Here is an 18,454-nt window from a genome sequence, read left to right as displayed (position 1 = left end):
ATTCTTTACAGTCTGAGCGGGCAGTTTTACAAAATTTCACCCCCCTCCTCTGCATAATTTTGTATGGTTTAAGGCTGAACATTCAAGGATGTAATCAGTGGACTATGCTTAACCCAGTCTTTTTTATGAAATACACCGAGGGAACTGAAGATGAAGCAAAGCGTAGCGTCATATCTGGCGAAAACATTAGAAGCGGCGGGCGTTAAACGCATCTGGGGCGTCACCGGTGACTCACTGAACGGCCTGAGTGACAGCCTGAACCGTATGGGCACCATTGAATGGCTGGGCACGCGTCATGAAGAAGTGGCTGCGTTTGCCGCCGGTGCCGAAGCACAAATCACCGGTGAACTGGCGGTGTGCGCCGGTTCCTGCGGGCCGGGCAACCTGCACCTGATCAACGGCCTGTTCGACTGTCACCGCAATCACGTTCCCGTGGTCGCCATTGCCGCTCATATTCCGTCGAGCGAAATCGGCAGCGGTTATTTTCAGGAAACCCATCCGACCGAGCTTTTCCGCGAATGCAGCCACTACTGTGAAATGGTGACCAATCCTGAACAGTTGCCGCAGGTGCTGGCGATCGCCATGCGCAAAGCCATTCTCAACCGTGGCGTGTCGGTGATTGTGTTACCTGGCGACGTCGCGCTTAAACCCGCGCCTGAAGATGCCAAAATCAGCTGGTATCCGCCGGTGCTGCCAAGGGTTATTCCGCAGCAAACCGAACTGGCAAAGCTGGCTGAACTGCTCAACGGTGCGACCAATATTACGATGATGTGCGGCAGCGGCTGTGCGGGCGCGCACGACGAAGTGATCAGGCTGGCTGAAACGCTGAAAGCGCCGGTGGTGCATGCACTGCGCGGCAAAGAGCATATCGAGTGGGATAACCCTTACAGCGTCGGCATGACCGGGCTTATCGGCTTCTCTTCCGGCTTCCACGCCATGATGAATGCGGACACGCTGATCCTGCTCGGCACACAATTCCCGTACCGCGCCTTTTATCCGACGGACGCGAAAATCATTCAGATTGATATCAATCCGGGCAGCATCGGCTCCCATTGTCATGTCGATATGGCGCTGGTCGGTGACATCAAATCCACGCTGACCGCGCTCCTGCCACAGTTACAGGCCAAAACTGAACGCAAGTTCCTCGACAAAGCGCTGAAGCATTATGAAGAAGCGCGTAAAGATCTCGACGGACTGGCGACGCCGAATGACAAGCAGGCTATTCACCCGCAGTATCTGGCGCAACAGATCAGCCGGTTCGCCGCATCGGATGCCATCTTTACCTGTGACGTCGGCACGCCGACCGTCTGGGCGTGCCGTTATCTGCAAATGAACGGCCAGCGCCGTCTGCTCGGTTCGTTCAACCACGGTTCGATGGCCAACGCCATGCCGCAGGCCATAGGTGCGCAGGCGATTGACCGCTCGCGGCAGGTGGTGGCGCTGTGCGGCGACGGCGGATTCGCCATGCTGATGGGGGATTTTCTGACGCTGGCGCAGCAAAAGCTGCCGGTGAAAATCGTCATCTTTAACAACAGCGTGCTGGGATTTGTGGCGATGGAAATGAAAGCAGGCGGGTATCTGACGGACGGCACTGAGCTGAAAAACCCGGATTTCGCCGCCATTGCCGAGGCCGCCGGCATCAAAGGGATCCGTGTGGAGAAAGCGTCGGACATTGACGCCGCCTTGCAGGATGCGTTTGCTTACGAAGGGCCGGTGCTGGTAGATGTGATCACCGCCACCGAAGAACTGGCGATGCCGCCACAGATCAAATTCGAGCAAGCCAAGGGCTTCAGTCTGTACATGCTGCGTGCGGTGATAAGTGGCCGGGGTGATGAAGTCGTCGAACTGGCAAAAACCAACTGGCTGCGATAACCCTGACAGGGCTATAGTGGAAGGTCAGGCGGGCTCTCAGCCCGTCTGATCTTACATTCTAAAAACACAGCAGAAGGAAGCCCACGTTGATCGACTTACGCAGTGATACCGTAACCCGCCCCAGTGAAGCGATGCGTCAGGCCATGGCCCATGCTGAAGTCGGCGATGATGTCTACGGCGATGACCCAACGGTAAATGCTTTACAGGCACTGGCGGCAAAAATGTGTGGTAAAGAAGCCGCCCTGTTTTTACCGACCGGCACCCAGGCAAATCTGGTGGCATTGCTGACCCACTGTCAGCGCGGCGAAGAGTATATCGTCGGCCAGAAAGCCCACAATTATATGTATGAGGCCGGTGGCGCTGCGGTACTCGGCAGCATCCAGCCGCAACCGCTGGATATGTCCGCCGATGGCTCCATTGCGCTGGATAAAATCGCCGCCGCCATCAAACCTGATGACATCCATTTCGCCCGCACGCGCCTGCTGAGCCTGGAAAATACGCACAGCGGGAAAGTGCTTCCTCTCGATTATCTGCAAAAAGCCTACGCGCTGACCCGTGAAAAAGGGCTGGCACTGCACATCGACGGGGCACGCATCATGAATGCCGCCGTGGCTCAGGGCGTTGAGTTACGCGAAATCACCCAATATTGCGATACCCTGACCATCTGCCTTTCAAAAGGTCTGGGTGCGCCGATCGGTTCGCTGCTGGTCGGCAGCAAAGAGTACATCCACCGCGCTAACCGCTGGCGTAAAATGACCGGCGGCGGCATGCGCCAGTCCGGCATTCTGGCAGCGGCGGCGATCTATGCGCTGGAAAATAACGTTGCGCGGCTCAAAGACGATCACGATAACGCTCAGTGGCTGGCAGAAGAGCTGACCAAAATCGGCGTGGAAATCGCCGAGCCGGGTGCGCAAACCAACGTGCTGTACATCAGACAAAGCGCTGAGCTGGCGGCCAAAATGGGCCCGTGGATGCGTGAACGCGGCGTGATCATCAGCGCCGGCCCCCTGACGCGCGTGCTCACCCACATCAACATCAGCCGTGAAGATCTGCAAAAAGTCGTCGCACTGTGGCAGGAATTCCTGCACCAGCACGCCTGATCACTGCCAGCCTGCGGCGATAATCTCCGGGTTATTGCCGCATTTCCATGATTCCTTTTACCCCTAGCAAAACGGATTATGCACATGCCACGGATCGTCATACTCGGTGCCAGCGGATACATCGGCCAACACCTGACTGCCCACCTGAGCCAGAACGGTTTTCAGGTCACAGCCGCCGCGCGCCGCATTGAATGGCTGCAACAACAGAAATGGCAAAACGTCCGCTGTTGTTTTGCCGACGTCTACCAGAGTAAAACGCTGGCCGCGGCCTTTGAAGGGGCCGACGTACTGGTGTATCTGGTTCACGCCATGACGGAAGACGACGATCTGCTGGAAAAAGAGCGGCAGGCAGCCCAGCACACCTTGCTGGCGCTGAAAGAGTCGTCGATAAAACACATTGTTTACCTCGGTTCGATGCAGCCGGAAGACAGCGATTCTCCGCATTTACAGGCACGTAAACTCACCGGCGATCTCCTGCGTATGAGCCATATTCCGGTGACCGAACTGCGTGCGGGCATCGTGATTGGCGCGGGGTCGGCGGCGTTCGAAGTGATGCGCGACATGGTGTATAACCTGCCGGTTCTCACGCCGCCGCGCTGGGTTCGCTCAAAATCTTCCCCCCTGGCACTGGAAAACCTGCTGGTGTATCTGCGCGAACTGGTGGCGTTACCTGCGCACGGCAATCGCATTCTTGAGGCTGCCGGGCCGGAGTACATCAGCTATCAGACGCTGTTCGAACGCTTTATCGCCATGAGCGGAAAGCGCCGCTGGCTGATCCCCCTGCCGATGCCGACATCGTTCGTCTCCGTCTATTTCCTCAGCCTGATCACCTCGGTACCGACGCCGCTGGCAAAAGCGCTTATTCAGGGGCTGAAGCACGATCTCCCTGCCGACAGCGCGCCGCTGCAACAGCTGATCCCACAAGAACTGATCCCCGTCGATGAGGCGATCCGCACTACGCTGGAAAAAGAACAGCAGCAGGTGATGGATTCACCCGACTGGGGATATGACGCCGACGCCCGTGAACGCTGGCGCGCTGGCTACGGCTATTACCCGAAACAGGCCGGATTTACTCTGGAAACGTCTGCCTCAAAAGCCGCGTTGTGGAAAGTGGTGCAGCAACTGGGTGGCAGCGAAGGGTATTTTTATGCCAACGGTTTATGGAAAACGCGGGCGAGAATGGATGATTTGCTCGGCGGCAAAGTGAAATATGGTCGCCCCGAACGCGATTTCCTTAAGCCGGGTGACAAAATTGATGGCTGGAAAGTGATTGGTTTGAAACCACAGCGCGAACTGGTGCTGCTTTTTGGTATGAAAGCACCGGGGCTGGGGCGGCTGACCTTTACCATCACGGATAACGGCGAAAGCCGCAGCCTGGATGTGCGTGCCTGGTGGCATCCTGCCGGTTTCCGTGGCCTGCTCTACTGGTTCAGCATGATGCCCGCGCATCAGTTTATTTTCCGCGGAATGGCAAAACGTATCGCCAGCCTTGCACGACAGAAAGATCGTTGCGGGCGATAAAGGGTTATTTAACGCGCTTTCAGACATTGCTCACTCCCTTTCCCATTGCAAGCCGCACAAATTCACGAAAGAATGGCACCCTTATTGCTGCGGGGTGTCATCACTTCACAGCTGACAACAATTTTTCTCCATTTATGAAGGCATTGGCCTGTTTATGAAGGTATTGGTCACCGGCGCGAGCAGCGGCCTTGGGCGCAACGCGGTCGAGTTTCTGCGTAATAAAGGCATCAGCGTCAGGGCGACGGGTCGCAATGCCGCAATGGGCTCACTTTTGCAGAAAATCGGTGCGGAATTTATTCATGCCGATCTCACCACCCTGGTGTCTTCGCAGGCTAAAGCACTGCTCGCCGACATCGATACCGTCTGGCACTGTTCCGGGCTGATGTCGCCGTGGGGCAGTGAAAAGGAATTCGAACTGGCAAACGTGCGCGCTACGCGACGTCTGGGAGAGTGGTCAGCGGCCTATGGCGTGGAAAACTTCGTCCACATTTCCTCCCCGGCCATCTACTTCGATTTTCATCATCACCGCGATATTCAGGAAGACTTCCGCCCTCACCGCTTCGCCAACTCTTTCGCCCGCAGTAAGGCGGCCGGAGAACAGGTGATCCACACACTGGCGCTCTCCAACCCGCAAACCCATTTCACCATTTTGCGTCCGCAGGGCCTGTTCGGGCCGCACGATAACGTGCTGCTGCCGCGCCTGCTGCAAATGCTGAAATACGGCGGCACGCTGATGCTGCCACGCGGGGGGGAAGCGCTGGTTGACATGACCTACGTCGAAAATGCCGTTCATGCTATGTGGCTGGCGACGCAGACTGACGCGACAGAATCGGGGCGGGCATTCAACATCACCAACCAGCAACCGCGGCCATTGCGCACGCTGGTCAGGCAGCTGATGGAAAATCTGGACATTAAATACCGCATCCGTTCTGTGCCCTACCCGCTGCTGGATGTGATGGCGCGCGGCATGGAGCGCATCAGCAAAAGCTCGCATAAAGAGCCGGTGCTGACGCATTACAGCGTGGCAAAACTGAATTTTGATCTGACACTCGATACCCGGCGCGCACAGAAAGAACTCGGCTATGTACCGGTGATTTCGCTCGATCAGGGGATTATCCGCACCGCCGACTGGCTGCGTGATCACGGCAAACTTCAGGGCCTGCACGGCATCGGCCCGAAACGCGACTGACCCTTCTCGTCAGCCGCTTTTCTCAGTCATTCTTATCCGGAAACTGCTGCAATAACGCCTGCACAATCGCCTGAGTTTGTGCATCGGCATTGCCGCGGTAGTCGCTCTGCCTGAAATGCATCTGAAACGCGGCAATTACCCGGCGTTGCTGGGCCTGTGTCATGTCATCCGTCACCGTATAACCGTACTGTTTCAGCAAGGCTAGCAGCTGTGCCTGATCAACCGGCTGCTGCGGATCGCGCCCGGCCAGTCTGGCCTGCACGATACCGGCGTCCGGCCATGCGCCAATCCCGCGCTGAGCCATTTCCTGCCACGGGAACAGCGGACCGGGATCGTCTTTACGCTGCGGTGCAATATCGCTGTGTGCCACCACATTGCGCGGCTCTATCTGATAGCGCGCAACAATTTCTTTGCTCAGGTTAGCCAGCAGACCGATTTGTGCAGGCGGAAAAGGATAAAACTTCTTGCCCAGCAAATGTTTACTGTAGCCTTTATTCTCCAGCTCAATGCCGACGGACGTATCGTTCAAATTGGTCCGCCCGCGCCAGCCGCTGGCCCCCGCATGCCACGCGCGCATCTCTTCCGGCACCAGTTGCCACGCCACCGGCTTGCCCTGTTCCAGCGGCGGTTTGGCCGGGATCAGGTAATGCGCGCTGACGTGTTCATCGGTAAGGGTCGTTAATGCGTTGTGGAAATCTTCAGCAGTGTAATGGATCACCAGAAAACGGATCCGCTGATCCGCGCCCTGTGCCTGATGAGTTGTTTCCAGCCGGAACGGTGAGTTCACCGCTGACTGGCTGGTGCTCTGGCAACCGGCCAGCAGGAGCAGCAAGGCCGCGCACGCACCGGCCTTCAGGCCACGGCACATCATTTGCGATGCACAATCACAGCGGTGCCGGAGATGCTGACCATCAGCATACTGGCGTTTTTACCCACGGTTTCGTAATCGATATCCACGCCGACCACCGCATTCGCTCCGCGCTCTTTGGCCTGTTCTTCCAGCTCGCTGAACGCGATTTCACGGGCTTTACGCAGCTCTTTCTCATAAGCCCCGGAACGTCCGCCGACGATATCGCGCACACCGGCGAAAAAATCGCGGAAAATATTGGCACCTAAAATCGCCTCACCGGTCACCACGCCGCAGTATTCCGCAATGATGAAACCTTCCAGCGTCGGGGTCGTTGAAATTTGCATGAGTATTCCTTATCAGTTGTCGTCCGGGATTCATTTAAAAGCGCCTGAATAGCATAAAGTATGCGCACGGAAAAAACGTATCATTTTCTCTTCGCCATGCATTAAGCCAAATCGGTTTTATACTGTATGGTAAAGAAAGTCATGGTGAAAACGTTCAATCTTTCAGTAAGGAATACAATGAAAAAGAAAATTCTTGCCGCCACCATCCCGCTGGTGCTGATGCTCAGTGCCTGTACCACGGTCGAACCTGCGTATAAGGATATCGGCAGCCGCGCGGCTCCCTGCATCGACGGCGGCCCGGACAGCGTTGCCCAGCAATTTTACGATTTCCGCATCAAACAAGGCGGCAGCGGTGTACCCAACTCCAGCCAGCTGGCAGCATACCGCCCTTACCTGAGCACCGGACTGTATAACGCGCTGCAAAAAGCGCAGTCCCAGCCGAAAGTGGATATCGCCGCCTCTCCGAACGAGAAAGCCGGAGCCGGTTCCGGTGATGGCGACGTGTTCTCCAGCCTGTTTGACGGGCCGACCTCCGCCTCTGTAGACAGCGCCTCGACCATTCCTAACACCGATGCCCGCAATATTCCTCTGCGCGTGACTTTCACGCATGAGAAAGACAAAGGCGCCTCCAGCACCTGGAAAGATGAAGTTCTGATGGTGCGCGAAGGCACCTGCTGGACTGTCGATGACGTCCGTTACATGGCCGATCTCGACTTCGCCTCAAGCGGCACTTTGCGTCAGGTTTTGGAAAATCAGTAACATTATCCTTTCCTGAATAAACGCAATAACGCGTATGCATAATGTTGGTCAAGGGTGAATAACATCATTGACCAACATCTGCGTCACAGTGATGCAACAATATCTTGTGCTACACTTTGGCATTCCTGCGGCTACAGATAATTTTTAAGCCGCGATCGTTGCATAACTATGCTGTGGAAGTTACCATCTGCGGCATCAATGGCTATTCACTATTTGCGCATGAGTATTCAACTTAATAGCATCAACTGCTTCTACGGCGTGCATCAGGCGCTTTTTGACATCCAGCTCAACTGTCCCGCCGGTGAAACCCTGGTTTTACTTGGGCCAAGTGGTGCAGGCAAAAGCTCCCTGTTACGTGTTCTGAACCTGCTGGAAATGCCCCGTTCAGGCACACTGCAAATCGCCGGTAACACCTTCGATTTCACCCGCAAACCGGATGAAAAAGCGATCCGCGAACTGCGTCAGAATGTCGGCATGGTTTTCCAGCAATACAATCTGTGGCCGCACCGCACCGTGCTCGACAACTTACTGGAAGCCCCGATGCGTGTATTGGGTCTGACCAAAGAGGTCGCGATGCAACGCGCTCAGAAATTGCTGACCCGTCTGCGACTGACTGATTATGCCGATCGTTTTCCGCTGCATCTTTCCGGTGGCCAGCAACAGCGTGTGGCCATTGCCCGTGCGCTGATGATGGAGCCTCAGGTTCTGCTGTTTGATGAACCGACCGCCGCGCTTGACCCGGAAATCACCGCCCAGATCGTCAGCATTATTCGTGAACTGGCTGGCACCGGCATTACTCAGGTTATCGTGACCCACGAAGTGGAAGTCGCGCGTAAAACCGCGAGCCGCGTGGTGTACATGGAAAACGGACGGATCGTGGAACAAGGCGACGCCTCTGTTTTCGCCCAGCCGCAAACCAAAGAGTTTGCCAGCTACCTGTCCCATTAATTTGGTTGTCTATAAATACATTAATTGATGTTTTCTACGGAGTTAGCGATGAAAAAATTAGTAATTGCCGCGGTTCTGGCTACCGTCAGTTTGTCAGCCAGCGCTGCTGACACCATCCGTTTCGCGATGGAAGCGTCTTATCCTCCGTTTGAGTTTGTAGACTCCAGTAACCAGATCCAGGGCTTTGATGTCGATCTGGCGAACGCCATGTGTAAAGAGATGCAGGCGACCTGTACCTTTACTAACCAGGCATTCGACAGCCTGATCCCAAGCCTGAAATTCCGTCGTTTTGACGCCGTGATCTCCGGTATGGACATCACCCCTGAGCGCCAGAAACAAGTGGCGTTCACCAACGCGTACTACGACAACTCCGCCTTGTTCATCGCGCACTCCGGCCAGTTCACTGACGTCGCTGCGCTGAAAGGCAAACGTGTCGGTATGCAAAACGGCACCACGCATCAGAAATACCTGATGGATAAACACCCTGAAATCACCGCTGTGCCTTATGACAGCTATCAGAATGCCGTGCTGGATCTGAAAAATGGTCGTCTGGATGCGGTGTTCGGTGATACTGCCGTGGTCAACGAGTGGCTCAAGCAGAACAAAAACCTGGCCGCCGTGGGTGACAAAATCACTGACGCGACTTACTTCGGTACCGGTCTGGGTGTCGCTGTTCGTCAGAACAATACCGAATTGCTGACGAAGCTCAATGATGCACTGGCGAAAGTCAAAGCTGACGGCACCTACAAGACGCTGTATTCAAAATGGTTCCAGCAATAAGTTTGCCTATCAATGAATGAATTCCAACCTTTAGCCAGCGCCGCCGGGATGACCGTCGGCCTTGCCGTTTGTGCGCTGATCCTCGGCCTGGTGCTGGCGATGATTTTCGCTGTCTGGGAATCCGCACCCTGGAAGCCGCTCAGCTGGCTGGGCACCGCGTGGGTCACCGTGCTGCGAGGCCTGCCGGAAATTCTGGTGGTGCTGTTCATCTATTTCGGCTCCTCACAGTTGCTGATGGTGCTGGCCGATGGCTTTAGCATCAATCTCGGCCTGTTTGCCATTCCGATTAAGTTGCCCATCGAGAACTTCGAAGTCAGCCCGTTCGTTTGTGGCGTGATCGCCCTTTCCCTGCTCTATTCCGCCTATGCCTCGCAGACATTGCGTGGCGCGCTGAAAGCCGTACCGCAGGGCCAGTGGGAATCCGGTCAGGTGCTGGGCATGAAAAAATCGGCGATTTTCTTTCGCCTGATCATGCCGCAAATGTGGCGTCACGCGTTACCGGGTCTGAGTAATCAGTGGCTGGTGCTGTTGAAAGACACCGCGCTGGTGTCGCTTATCAGCGTGAACGACCTGATGCTGCAAACCAAAAGCATTGCGACCCGCACTCAGGAGCCGTTTACCTGGTACGTGATTGCGGCGTGCATTTATCTGCTTGTCACCCTGTTCAGCCAGTTCGTGATTAAACGCATCGAACTGCGTACCACCCGCTTTGAACGGAGTGCTTCGTGATGTGGGAATATTTACCTGAAGTCCTCAAAGGATTGCACACCAGCCTGACGCTGACCGTGGCAGCCTTGGTTGTGGCGCTGATTCTGGCCATGCTGTTCACCGTGATCCTGACGCTGAAAGTGCCGGTCGTCAGCCAGATCGTGAAAGCCTATATCACGCTGTTTACCGGTACCCCGCTGCTGGTACAAATCTTCCTGATTTACTACGGTCCGGGCCAGTTTCCGTCGATCCGTGAAATTCCCTGGTTGTGGGAAGTGCTGTCACAGCCGTGGCTTTGCGCGATGTTTGCGCTGGCGCTGAACAGCGCGGCGTACACCACGCAGCTGTTTACCGGCGCGGTGCGGGCCATCCCGTCCGGCCAGTGGCAATCCTGTGAAGCGCTGGGCATGTCGAAACCGCAAACCCTGCGCATTCTTCTGCCGTACGCGTTTAAACGTGCACTCTCGTCCTATTCCAACGAAGTGGTGCTGGTCTTTAAAAGTACCTCACTGGCTTACACCATCACCCTGATGGATGTGATGGGCCACAGCCAACTGATGTATGGCCGCACCTACGATGTGATGGTGTTTGGCGCCGCAGGCCTGGTCTATCTTTGCGTGAACGGGTTACTGACCCTGATGATGCGTCTGATAGAACGTCGCGCGCTGGCCTTTGAACGCCGCAACTGATTCTGATATGCAAAACGAAAGGGACGAGAAATCGTCCCTTTTTTTACATCCAAATTTCGGCGCACATTCTGCTTTATAATTTTTTAATCAAATTTATTGCATATAAATTCATTTGATGGCACTTTAAACGAAGTCTCACTTCCTGCCAGTTAGCCGATTACATTAATAAAATCAGTAAACTGTATCATGAAGGGAATGTCATTTTTTGAACAGGAATGTATTGCATGAAAAAGCTGATCCTCGCTGCCCTCTTGTCTGCCACTGCTTTTGCTGCCACCGCTGCGGATACGATTCGTTTCGGCACATCGGCGACTTATCCGCCGTTTGAATCGATCGGCGCTGACAATCAGATTATTGGTTTTGATATCGATCTGGCGAACGCGCTGTGCAAGCAGATGCAGGAAACCTGCACCTTTACCAATCAGCCTTTTGACGGCCTGATCCCGGCACTGAAATTCCGTCGTTTTGACGTGATCATCTCCGGAATGGATATCACCGAAGAGCGCAGCAAGCAGGTGACGTTTACTCAACCGTACTACGCCAATACCGCGATGATCATCGGGCCGAAGGGCAAATTCGCTTCAATGGCCGATCTGAAAGGTAAACGTGTCGGGCTGGAAAATGGCACCACGCACCAGAAATACCTGATGGAAAAACACCCTGAAATCACCACCGTCGGTTATGACAGCTATCAGAATGCGATTCTGGATCTGAAAAGTGGTCGTCTGGATGGCCTGCTGGGCGATACGGCGGTGCTGAATGGCTGGCTGAAATCCAACCCGAATTTAGGCGAAGTTGGCGAGCTTATCAAAGACCCGCAATACTTTGGTACCGGAGTCGGTATGGCAGTGCGTCCTGATAATAAGGAACTGCTGGCGAAGCTGAACACGGCGCTCGAAGGCATTAAAGCGAACGGCGAATTCCAGAAGATTAATGACAAGTGGTTCCCCGCTCACTGATTTCTGTCTGATCCTTCTTTAACAGCCGTCTTAAAAGACGGCTGTTATGCGTAACATCTCTCAAAAATGCAAACCAGCTAAAGTTATTACATTCAAAAAGTGACATCCGTCACACTTAGTTCATGAAATGACTTCTACACTGTGAAACCGTAACTACTTCGAGATCGAATGTTTATGCACGCACGTTTTCACACCGCCTTTGCGGCACTCCCTGAAAATCTGTCCTCCGCGCTTGAGCCGCTTTTGCGACATGATGACTTCCCGGCAATGCTCACCGCGGCTGACGTTGCGCATGTAAAACAGGCGACCGGACTGGACGACGACGCACTGGCCTTTGCGCTGTTACCTCTGGCAGCGGCCTGTTCCGTTACCCCGATATCGCATTTCCACGTCGGCGCGATTGCACGCGGCATCTCCGGCAACCTTTATTTCGGTGCCAATATGGAGTTCGCCGGTGCGCCAATGCAGCAAACCGTTCACGCGGAACAGTCTGCGGTCACGCACGCCTGGCTGCGCGGCGAAACACGTCTGGCTTCCATCACGGTGAATTACACGCCTTGCGGCCACTGCCGTCAGTTTATGAACGAACTGACCAGCGGCACGGCGCTGGATATCCATCTGCCCGATCGTGATGTCGCCACACTCGGCGATTATCTGCCGCACTCTTTCGGGCCAAAAGATTTAGACATCACCACCCTGCTGATGGACAAGGTCAATCACGGTTATCAGCTTGAAGGAGCTGACTCACTGGCTCAGCTGGCGCTGGATGCCTGCAATCAGAGCCATGCGCCTTACAGTCAGTCGCACAGCGGCGTGGCGCTGGAAACCCACAGCGGCAAACAGTTTGGCGGCCGCTACGCCGAAAACGCCGCATTCAACCCGGGCCTGCCTCCGCTCCAGGCGGCACTGATCCTGCTGAATATGTCCGGTGAGGATTGCCTGAAAGTACGCCGCGCCGTGCTGGTGGAAAACGCCGGTGCGCTTATCACGCAAAATGACGCCACCCGCGCCACGCTCAACGCCATCGGCTGCGGTGACGTCACCACCCTGACCTGCTGATAATTCGTGATCGGCATAACACTAATGACTACGTCGCCGTAGTCATTAGTTACATAACAGTGCCAGATTTGAATTCCCCGTTTCCTCTCTGTTACCCTCATGCCTCTAAAATATAAAAATTAACATTCTGAGCACCGGAAGAGTAAAACGATGGAACTTGAATACGAAAGTAAACGCCCCCTGTATATCCCGCATGCCGGCCCTATCCTGTTAGAATTTCCGTTACTGAATAAAGGCAGCGCGTTCACTGAAGAAGAACGCAACAACTTCAACCTCCACGGTCTTTTACCTGAAGCGGTGGAAACCATTGAAGAGCAGGCAGACCGCGCCTACCGTCAGTTTCAGAATTTCAAAACAGATATCGATAAACACATCTATCTGAGAAACATTCAGGACACCAACGAGACGCTGTTCTACCGTCTGCTGGACAGTCATCTCAGCGAAATGATGCCGGTCATTTACACGCCGACCGTGGGTGAAGCCTGCGAGCATTTCTCTGATATTTATCGTCGCGCCCGTGGCCTGTTCATCTCCTACCCGAACCGCGCGCACATCGACGACATGTTGCAAAACGCCACCAAACAGCACGTTAAAGTGGTGGTGGTGACCGACGGCGAACGCATTCTTGGCCTGGGCGACCAGGGCATCGGCGGCATGGGCATTCCGATCGGTAAACTGTCGCTGTATACCGCCTGTGGTGGCATCAGCCCGGCCTACACCCTGCCGGTGGTGCTGGATGCCGGTACCAATAACCCGCAACTGCTCAATGACCCGCTGTACATGGGCTGGCGTCATCCGCGCATCACCGGCGAAGAGTACGATGCCTTTGTGGATCAGTTCATTCAGGCGGTGAAAATTCGCTGGCCAAATGTGCTGTTGCAGTTCGAAGATTTCGCCCAAAAAAATGCGATGCCGATCCTCACCCGTTACCGCGATGAGTTGTGCTGCTTTAATGATGACATTCAGGGTACCGCGTCCGTGGCGCTGGGCAGCCTGATTGCTGCCAGCAAAGCCGCCGGTGGCAAGCTGAGTGACCAGACCGTTGCGTTCCTCGGTGCCGGTTCTGCCGGTTGCGGGATCGCCGAGCAAATCGTCGCACAGATGAAATCCGAAGGTCTGAGTGAAGAAGAAGCGCGCGGGAAAGTCTTCATGGTAGATCGTTTCGGTTTACTGACCGACAAACTGCCGAACCTGCTGGATTTCCAGAGCAAGCTGACGCAAAAAAGTAGCACGCTGGCCGGCTGGGGAATGGAAAATGACAGCATTTCACTGCTGGATGTGGTGCGCCACGCCAAACCTACCGTGCTTATTGGCGTCTCCGGCCAGCCGGGACTGTTCACCGAAGAGATCATCCGCGAGATGCACAAACATTGTGCGCGCCCGGTAGTCATGCCGCTGAGCAACCCGACTTCCCGCGTGGAAGCCACACCGGCGGATATCCTGAACTGGACCGACGGTGCCGCACTGGTCGCCACCGGCAGCCCGTTTGCCCCGGTCAATTACAAAGGCAAACTCTATCCTATCGCGCAGTGCAACAACTCCTTCATCTTCCCTGGCATCGGGCTGGGTGTCATCGCCTCGGGCGCAACCCGCGTCACCGATGGCATGCTGATGGCCGCCAGCCGCACGCTGGCCGAGTGTTCTCCGCTCGCTACCGAAGGCAAAGGTTCCCTGCTGCCGGACGTGGATGATATTCAGGGCGTCTCAAAATGTATCGCGATGGAAGTCGCCAAAGCCGCACAACTGCAAGGTGTGGCGATGGTAACCTCAGAAGATACGCTGTCAAAAGCGATCGAACACAACTTCTGGGCTCCTCAGTACCGCACGTACAAACGTACGTCGTTCTGACGGAGTAATCAGACTGACCTGATCCTGACCAATGCCTTGTGCATTGGTCTTTTTTTTGGCGAAAAATGCAACTCTCTACGCATATCACTAAGTAATTCACTGAAAAGCGCTGAAAAAAACGGCGAAGCCCGAGGATGCAGACTTCAACGTATTGCGTCACCCTGACAGGTACAGTAGCCTTGGATCCGATTTCCATCCGATCATAAACAGGGATAACTATGATTAAGCGAATTATAGCTGGCATTACCGGCATCTTTATTCTGATGCTGGCGGTCGCTATCGGGCTTGATCGGTGGATCAGTTTGCGTACGCAACCCTACATTTATGACGAGGTGCAGTCGTTACCGCACCGTCAGGTCGGCGTGGTGCTCGGTACCTCCAAATACTACCGTACCGGCGTTATCAACCAGTATTATCTCTACCGGATCCAGGGCGCGATCAACGCTTACAACAGCGGCAAAGTGAAATATCTGCTGCTGAGCGGTGATAACGCACAACAAAGTTACAACGAACCGAGCACCATGCGTCGTGATCTGATTGCCGCCGGGATCCCTTCCAGCGATATCGTGCTCGACTATGCCGGTTTCCGCACCCTCGATTCCATCGTGCGTACCCGCAAGGTGTTCGACACCAACGATTTCATCATTATCACTCAGCGCTTCCATTGCGAACGCGCCCTGTTTATCGCCCTGCACATGGGCATTCAGGCGCAATGCTTCGCCGTGCCTTCTCCGAAAAATATGCTCAGCGTGCGCAGCCGTGAGATCTTCGCCCGCCTCGGCGCGCTGACGGATTTGTATTTGCTCAAACGCGAGCCGCGCTTCCTGGGCCCGCTGATCCCGATCCCTGCCATCCACAACGTTCCCGATGATGCTCAGGGCTATCCTGCCGTCACGCCGGAGCAGGTTCTGGCATTGCAGCAGCAACTGGAAGCCGAGAAAAAGGCCGCCATCGCCAAAGCGTCAGCCGAAAAGGCCGCTGCAGACAAAGCCGCAGCCGATAAAGCCGCGGCGGATGAAGCACAAAGACTGAAAACGGAACAGGAAGAGAATGACGCGGCGCAGGATGAAACCGAAGAGGTTGAGCCAGCGGCGAAGCCCGAACCGGCGAAACCGGTGGGCAGAAATCCTTTCAGGCAGTGATTGCATGACGACGCCCGCCCTGCAAAGGCAGAGCGAGTGACCTCCCGTCTTTCTTCGCCAAAACAAAAGGCCGCATAAGCGGCCTTTCTTTTACTGCCCGATATCTTATTTCTTCTTGGCGTACTTCAGGGAATCCAGCGCTACCGCGAAGATGATGATGCTGCCCTTGATGATGTACTGCCAGTACGGGTTGACGCCGATATACGTCAGGCCGTAGTTGATGACGGTGAAGATCAGTACCCCGGTCACCACCCCTGCCACAGAACCGACACCACCGGCGAATGACACGCCGCCGACCACACAGGCTGCGATGGCATCCAGTTCATACATAAAGCCGAGGTTGTTGGTCGCACTGCCGATACGCCCTGCTTCCAGCAAACCGCCGAATGCATAGAACACACCAGACAACGCATAAATCATGATCAGGTTTAACGGAACGTTAACGCCGGAGACTTTCGCCGCTTCCGGGTTACCACCGATAGCAAAGATGTTTTTACCAAAGCGGGTTTTGTTCCACAGCACCCAGACGAAACCGATAGCGATCAGCGCGTAGAAGGTGATGTAGGAGATTTTCAGACCGCCCAGATGGATAAAGCCCTGAGCAAACTGTGAGAAGCCCGGATCAAAACCGGCCACCGGTGAGGAACCCACATAGTCGTAATACAGTGAGTTAATCCCGTAAACGATAATCATGGTGCCCAGGGTGGTAATAAACGGGGTCACGTTCAGGTAGGCGATGATCACGCCGTTGAGCAAACCAATCAGCGCGCCAACGATACACACGGTCAGAATAACCAGCGGGATCGGCACCACGTCAAGATGCGGGAAGACCTTGTTCACGTTGTCCATCGCCTGCAGCATGGTGGCCGCGACAACGGCCGCTAACCCCACCTGACGCCCGGCTGACAGGTCAGTACCCTGCGTGACAATCAGACCCGCGACGCCCAGTGCGATAATAACGCGCACGGAAGACTGCGTCAGAATGTTACTTAAGTTGACCAGACTGAGGAAACTTGGATCCTGGATGATAATAATGGCCAGCAGGACCAATAACACCACATAAATCCCGCCCTCTTTTAAATAAGTGAGCACACTTTTCTTATTTAATGCTTTCATAATAAGAACCCTTAAAAATTAGAGATGCAAGGAAGCCAGGCGTAAAATTTCGTTCTGCGAGGTATGTTTGGTTTCAACAATACCCGCAACCTGTCCATTACTCATAACCAATATTCTGTCAGTAATACCCAGCAACTCCGGCATTTCAGAGGAGATAATAATGATCCCCTTTTCTCTTTTCGCCAACTCGGTGATTAACTGGTAAATTTCAAATTTCGCCCCAACGTCAATCCCGCGCGTCGGTTCGTCCAGCATCAATATTTCCGGCTTGGTGAGTAACCAGCGCCCGATAATGACTTTTTGCTGATTCCCGCCAGACAATGAACCAATACTGGTTTTATGCCCCGGCGTTTTTACCCGCATGGAGTCGATAACCCATTGGGTATCGCTTTTCATTCGGGCGGTATCGAGCAAGCCGACTTTATTTTTATATTGACGAATATTTGAAATCAGCGAGTTAAAACCAATATCCAGATACGCATAGATACCGGTTGAACGTCGTTCTTCCGTCACCAGCGCGAAGCCGTGGTTAATGGCTTCATTCGCACTGTGATTATTAATTTTTTTGCCGTGCAGTTTAATGGTTCCGGAGACTTTCTCACGAATACCAAATAACGTCTCGACGATATCCGTACGCTTTGCACCCACTAATCCGGCGATCCCCAGAATTTCACCTTTGTGCAAATCAAAGGAAATATCACGGATCGACGGCTGGCGCATTGAGGTCAGATTGCGCACTTCGAGGATAACTTCACCCGGCACATTCAGTCGGTCAGGGAAACGCTGGCTCAGTGAACGACCGACCATCATGGAGATAATTTTATCCATGTCGAGGCCTTCCAGCGGCTGCGTGATGATCCACTGGCCGTCGCGCAGGATGGTGATTTCATCGCACAGCTGGAAAATTTCTTCCATCTTATGAGAGATATACACGATACCGCAGCCGCGATCCTTCAGCTTACGGATGATAGTGAACAGATGGTTCACCTCTTTTTCCGTCAGCGAGGAAGTGGGTTCGTCCATGATGACGATTTTTGCATTGTAGGAAAACGCCTTGGCGATTTCGATCATCTGCATCTGCGAAACGGACAATTTACCGACCTTGTCGCGCGGGTCGATATCAATGTCCAGCTCGTCAAAAATCGCTTTAGTGTCTTTGTACATTTTGTCCTGATCGACAAAAATGCCTTTCGTCGGGTAACGTCCCAGCCACATGTTGTCCATGACGGTACGTTGCAACACCAGGTTTAATTCCTGATGCACCATCGACACGCCCGTTTCGAGCGCTTCTTTTGAACTTTTAAAATTGACTTCCTGTCCCTGAAAAAGAATCGTACCGGAGTCTTTGCTGTAAATCCCAAAAAGGCATTTTAATAATGTGGATTTACCGGCGCCATTTTCACCCATCAGGGCATGAATAGAGCTGGGGCGCACTTTTAAATTCACATTATCCAACGCCCTGACGCCAGGAAATGATTTATTGATACCACTCATTTCCAGCAGGAATTCGTCCGGCTTTTCTGTTGGTGTGTCAGATAACGAATTATCGGCCATAGTTATACCTGGCTAA

General features: G+C 54.2%; 17 protein-coding genes. 13 read left to right on the top strand and 4 right to left on the bottom strand.

Going from position 1 to position 18,454, the window contains the following annotated elements:
* Window positions 1-150: 150 nt before the first annotated feature.
* The 4 genes from poxB (at window position 151) to ED901_RS02980 (ending at window position 5,682) form a co-directional block, all read left to right on the top strand.
* Window positions 151-1,872: a ubiquinone-dependent pyruvate dehydrogenase gene (poxB, locus tag ED901_RS02995; RefSeq protein WP_056769214.1), complete on the top strand. Its 1,722-nt coding sequence runs from the start codon at window positions 151-153 to the stop codon at window positions 1,870-1,872.
* Between the two features lie 86 nt (window positions 1,873-1,958).
* A complete protein-coding gene (gene ltaE, locus ED901_RS02990; protein WP_072158017.1) occupies window positions 1,959-2,972 on the top strand; it encodes a low-specificity L-threonine aldolase in 1,014 nt (337 codons plus the stop codon).
* A gap of 78 nt (window positions 2,973-3,050) precedes the next feature.
* A complete protein-coding gene (locus tag ED901_RS02985) occupies window positions 3,051-4,493 on the top strand; it encodes a DUF2867 domain-containing protein (RefSeq protein ID WP_122094731.1) in 1,443 nt (480 codons plus the stop codon).
* Window positions 4,494-4,647: 154 nt separating this feature from the next.
* Window positions 4,648-5,682, top strand: a complete 1,035-nt coding sequence (locus ED901_RS02980) for an NAD(P)-dependent oxidoreductase (protein WP_056769211.1) — start codon at window positions 4,648-4,650, stop codon at window positions 5,680-5,682.
* A 22-nt stretch (window positions 5,683-5,704) separates the two neighbouring features.
* On the opposite strand, the gene ED901_RS02975 is transcribed toward ED901_RS02980, so the two are convergent.
* Both ED901_RS02975 and ED901_RS02970 read right to left on the bottom strand, forming a co-directional pair.
* Window positions 5,705-6,553, bottom strand: a complete 849-nt coding sequence (locus tag ED901_RS02975) for an N-acetylmuramoyl-L-alanine amidase (RefSeq protein WP_122094729.1) — start codon at window positions 6,551-6,553, stop codon at window positions 5,705-5,707.
* The gene (locus ED901_RS02970) at window positions 6,550-6,876 is read right to left on the bottom strand and encodes a heavy metal-binding domain-containing protein (RefSeq protein WP_056769207.1); all 327 of its coding nucleotides are present in this window, start codon (window positions 6,874-6,876) and stop codon (window positions 6,550-6,552) included. The genes ED901_RS02975 and ED901_RS02970 overlap by 4 nt, the downstream gene beginning before the upstream one ends.
* 177 nt (window positions 6,877-7,053) lie before the next feature.
* On the opposite strand from ED901_RS02970, the gene ED901_RS02965 reads away from it, so the two are divergent.
* The 9 genes from ED901_RS02965 (at window position 7,054) to sanA (ending at window position 15,768) form a co-directional block, all read left to right on the top strand.
* On the top strand, window positions 7,054-7,635 hold the full coding sequence (locus ED901_RS02965; RefSeq protein ID WP_122094727.1) for a lipoprotein: 582 nt from the start codon (window positions 7,054-7,056) through the stop codon (window positions 7,633-7,635).
* A 219-nt stretch (window positions 7,636-7,854) separates the two neighbouring features.
* On the top strand, window positions 7,855-8,583 hold the full coding sequence (artP, locus tag ED901_RS02960) for an arginine ABC transporter ATP-binding protein ArtP (protein WP_122095604.1): 729 nt from the start codon (window positions 7,855-7,857) through the stop codon (window positions 8,581-8,583).
* A gap of 48 nt (window positions 8,584-8,631) precedes the next feature.
* Entirely contained in the window at window positions 8,632-9,363 is a 732-nt protein-coding gene (gene artJ, locus ED901_RS02955; RefSeq protein WP_056769202.1) for an arginine ABC transporter substrate-binding protein, read from the top strand.
* Between the two features lie 12 nt (window positions 9,364-9,375).
* Window positions 9,376-10,092: an arginine ABC transporter permease ArtQ gene (gene artQ, locus ED901_RS02950; RefSeq protein WP_056769200.1), complete on the top strand. Its 717-nt coding sequence runs from the start codon at window positions 9,376-9,378 to the stop codon at window positions 10,090-10,092.
* Window positions 10,092-10,760, top strand: coding sequence for an arginine ABC transporter permease ArtM (gene artM, locus ED901_RS02945; protein ID WP_056769198.1), 669 nt, complete (start codon window positions 10,092-10,094; stop codon window positions 10,758-10,760). Before artQ ends, artM begins: the two co-directional genes overlap by 1 nt.
* A gap of 224 nt (window positions 10,761-10,984) precedes the next feature.
* Window positions 10,985-11,719, top strand: a complete 735-nt coding sequence (locus ED901_RS02940; RefSeq protein WP_122094725.1) for an arginine ABC transporter substrate-binding protein — start codon at window positions 10,985-10,987, stop codon at window positions 11,717-11,719.
* Between the two features lie 174 nt (window positions 11,720-11,893).
* The gene (cdd, locus tag ED901_RS02935) at window positions 11,894-12,778 is read left to right on the top strand and encodes a cytidine deaminase (protein ID WP_122095603.1); all 885 of its coding nucleotides are present in this window, start codon (window positions 11,894-11,896) and stop codon (window positions 12,776-12,778) included.
* A gap of 150 nt (window positions 12,779-12,928) precedes the next feature.
* The gene (locus ED901_RS02930) at window positions 12,929-14,626 is read left to right on the top strand and encodes an NAD-dependent malic enzyme (protein ID WP_122094723.1); all 1,698 of its coding nucleotides are present in this window, start codon (window positions 12,929-12,931) and stop codon (window positions 14,624-14,626) included.
* Between the two features lie 218 nt (window positions 14,627-14,844).
* Complete coding sequence (gene sanA / locus ED901_RS02925) at window positions 14,845-15,768, top strand: outer membrane permeability protein SanA (RefSeq protein WP_122094721.1); 924 nt, start codon at window positions 14,845-14,847, stop codon at window positions 15,766-15,768.
* Window positions 15,769-15,873: 105 nt separating this feature from the next.
* Here the strand turns inward: sanA and mglC are convergent, their stop codons facing one another.
* On the bottom strand, window positions 15,874-16,884 hold the full coding sequence (gene mglC, locus ED901_RS02920; protein WP_056769191.1) for a galactose/methyl galactoside ABC transporter permease MglC: 1,011 nt from the start codon (window positions 16,882-16,884) through the stop codon (window positions 15,874-15,876).
* An 18-nt stretch (window positions 16,885-16,902) separates the two neighbouring features.
* Window positions 16,903-18,438, bottom strand: coding sequence for a galactose/methyl galactoside ABC transporter ATP-binding protein MglA (gene mglA, locus ED901_RS02915; protein WP_056769190.1), 1,536 nt, complete (start codon window positions 18,436-18,438; stop codon window positions 16,903-16,905).
* Window positions 18,439-18,454 lie beyond the last annotated feature (16 nt).

It is taken from the genome of Rahnella sp. Larv3_ips (genome assembly GCF_003697865.1).
Lineage (GTDB): Bacteria > Pseudomonadota > Gammaproteobacteria > Enterobacterales > Enterobacteriaceae > Rahnella > Rahnella rivi.
The sequence above is the reverse complement of the archived record's forward strand: the minus strand, read 5'-3'. Positions and strand labels throughout refer to the sequence as shown.

What these genes read in the sequence shown, in the direction of transcription:
- poxB (WP_056769214.1), top strand. Translation starts at nt 151, where the DNA reads ATGAAGCAAAGCGTAGCGTCATATCTGGCGAAAACATTAGAAGCGGCG.
- ED901_RS02985 (WP_122094731.1), top strand. Translation starts at nt 3,051, where the DNA reads ATGCACATGCCACGGATCGTCATACTCGGTGCCAGCGGATACATCGGC.
- ED901_RS02980 (WP_056769211.1), top strand. Translation starts at nt 4,648, where the DNA reads ATGAAGGTATTGGTCACCGGCGCGAGCAGCGGCCTTGGGCGCAACGCG.
- ED901_RS02975 (WP_122094729.1), bottom strand. Translation starts at nt 6,553, where the DNA reads ATGATGTGCCGTGGCCTGAAGGCCGGTGCGTGCGCGGCCTTGCTGCTC.
- ED901_RS02970 (WP_056769207.1), bottom strand. Translation starts at nt 6,876, where the DNA reads ATGCAAATTTCAACGACCCCGACGCTGGAAGGTTTCATCATTGCGGAA.
- ED901_RS02965 (WP_122094727.1), top strand. Translation starts at nt 7,054, where the DNA reads ATGAAAAAGAAAATTCTTGCCGCCACCATCCCGCTGGTGCTGATGCTC.
- artP (WP_122095604.1), top strand. Translation starts at nt 7,855, where the DNA reads ATGAGTATTCAACTTAATAGCATCAACTGCTTCTACGGCGTGCATCAG.
- artJ (WP_056769202.1), top strand. Translation starts at nt 8,632, where the DNA reads ATGAAAAAATTAGTAATTGCCGCGGTTCTGGCTACCGTCAGTTTGTCA.
- artQ (WP_056769200.1), top strand. Translation starts at nt 9,376, where the DNA reads ATGAATGAATTCCAACCTTTAGCCAGCGCCGCCGGGATGACCGTCGGC.
- artM (WP_056769198.1), top strand. Translation starts at nt 10,092, where the DNA reads ATGTGGGAATATTTACCTGAAGTCCTCAAAGGATTGCACACCAGCCTG.
- ED901_RS02940 (WP_122094725.1), top strand. Translation starts at nt 10,985, where the DNA reads ATGAAAAAGCTGATCCTCGCTGCCCTCTTGTCTGCCACTGCTTTTGCT.
- cdd (WP_122095603.1), top strand. Translation starts at nt 11,894, where the DNA reads ATGCACGCACGTTTTCACACCGCCTTTGCGGCACTCCCTGAAAATCTG.
- ED901_RS02930 (WP_122094723.1), top strand. Translation starts at nt 12,929, where the DNA reads ATGGAACTTGAATACGAAAGTAAACGCCCCCTGTATATCCCGCATGCC.
- sanA (WP_122094721.1), top strand. Translation starts at nt 14,845, where the DNA reads ATGATTAAGCGAATTATAGCTGGCATTACCGGCATCTTTATTCTGATG.
- mglC (WP_056769191.1), bottom strand. Translation starts at nt 16,884, where the DNA reads ATGAAAGCATTAAATAAGAAAAGTGTGCTCACTTATTTAAAAGAGGGC.
- mglA (WP_056769190.1), bottom strand. Translation starts at nt 18,438, where the DNA reads ATGGCCGATAATTCGTTATCTGACACACCAACAGAAAAGCCGGACGAA.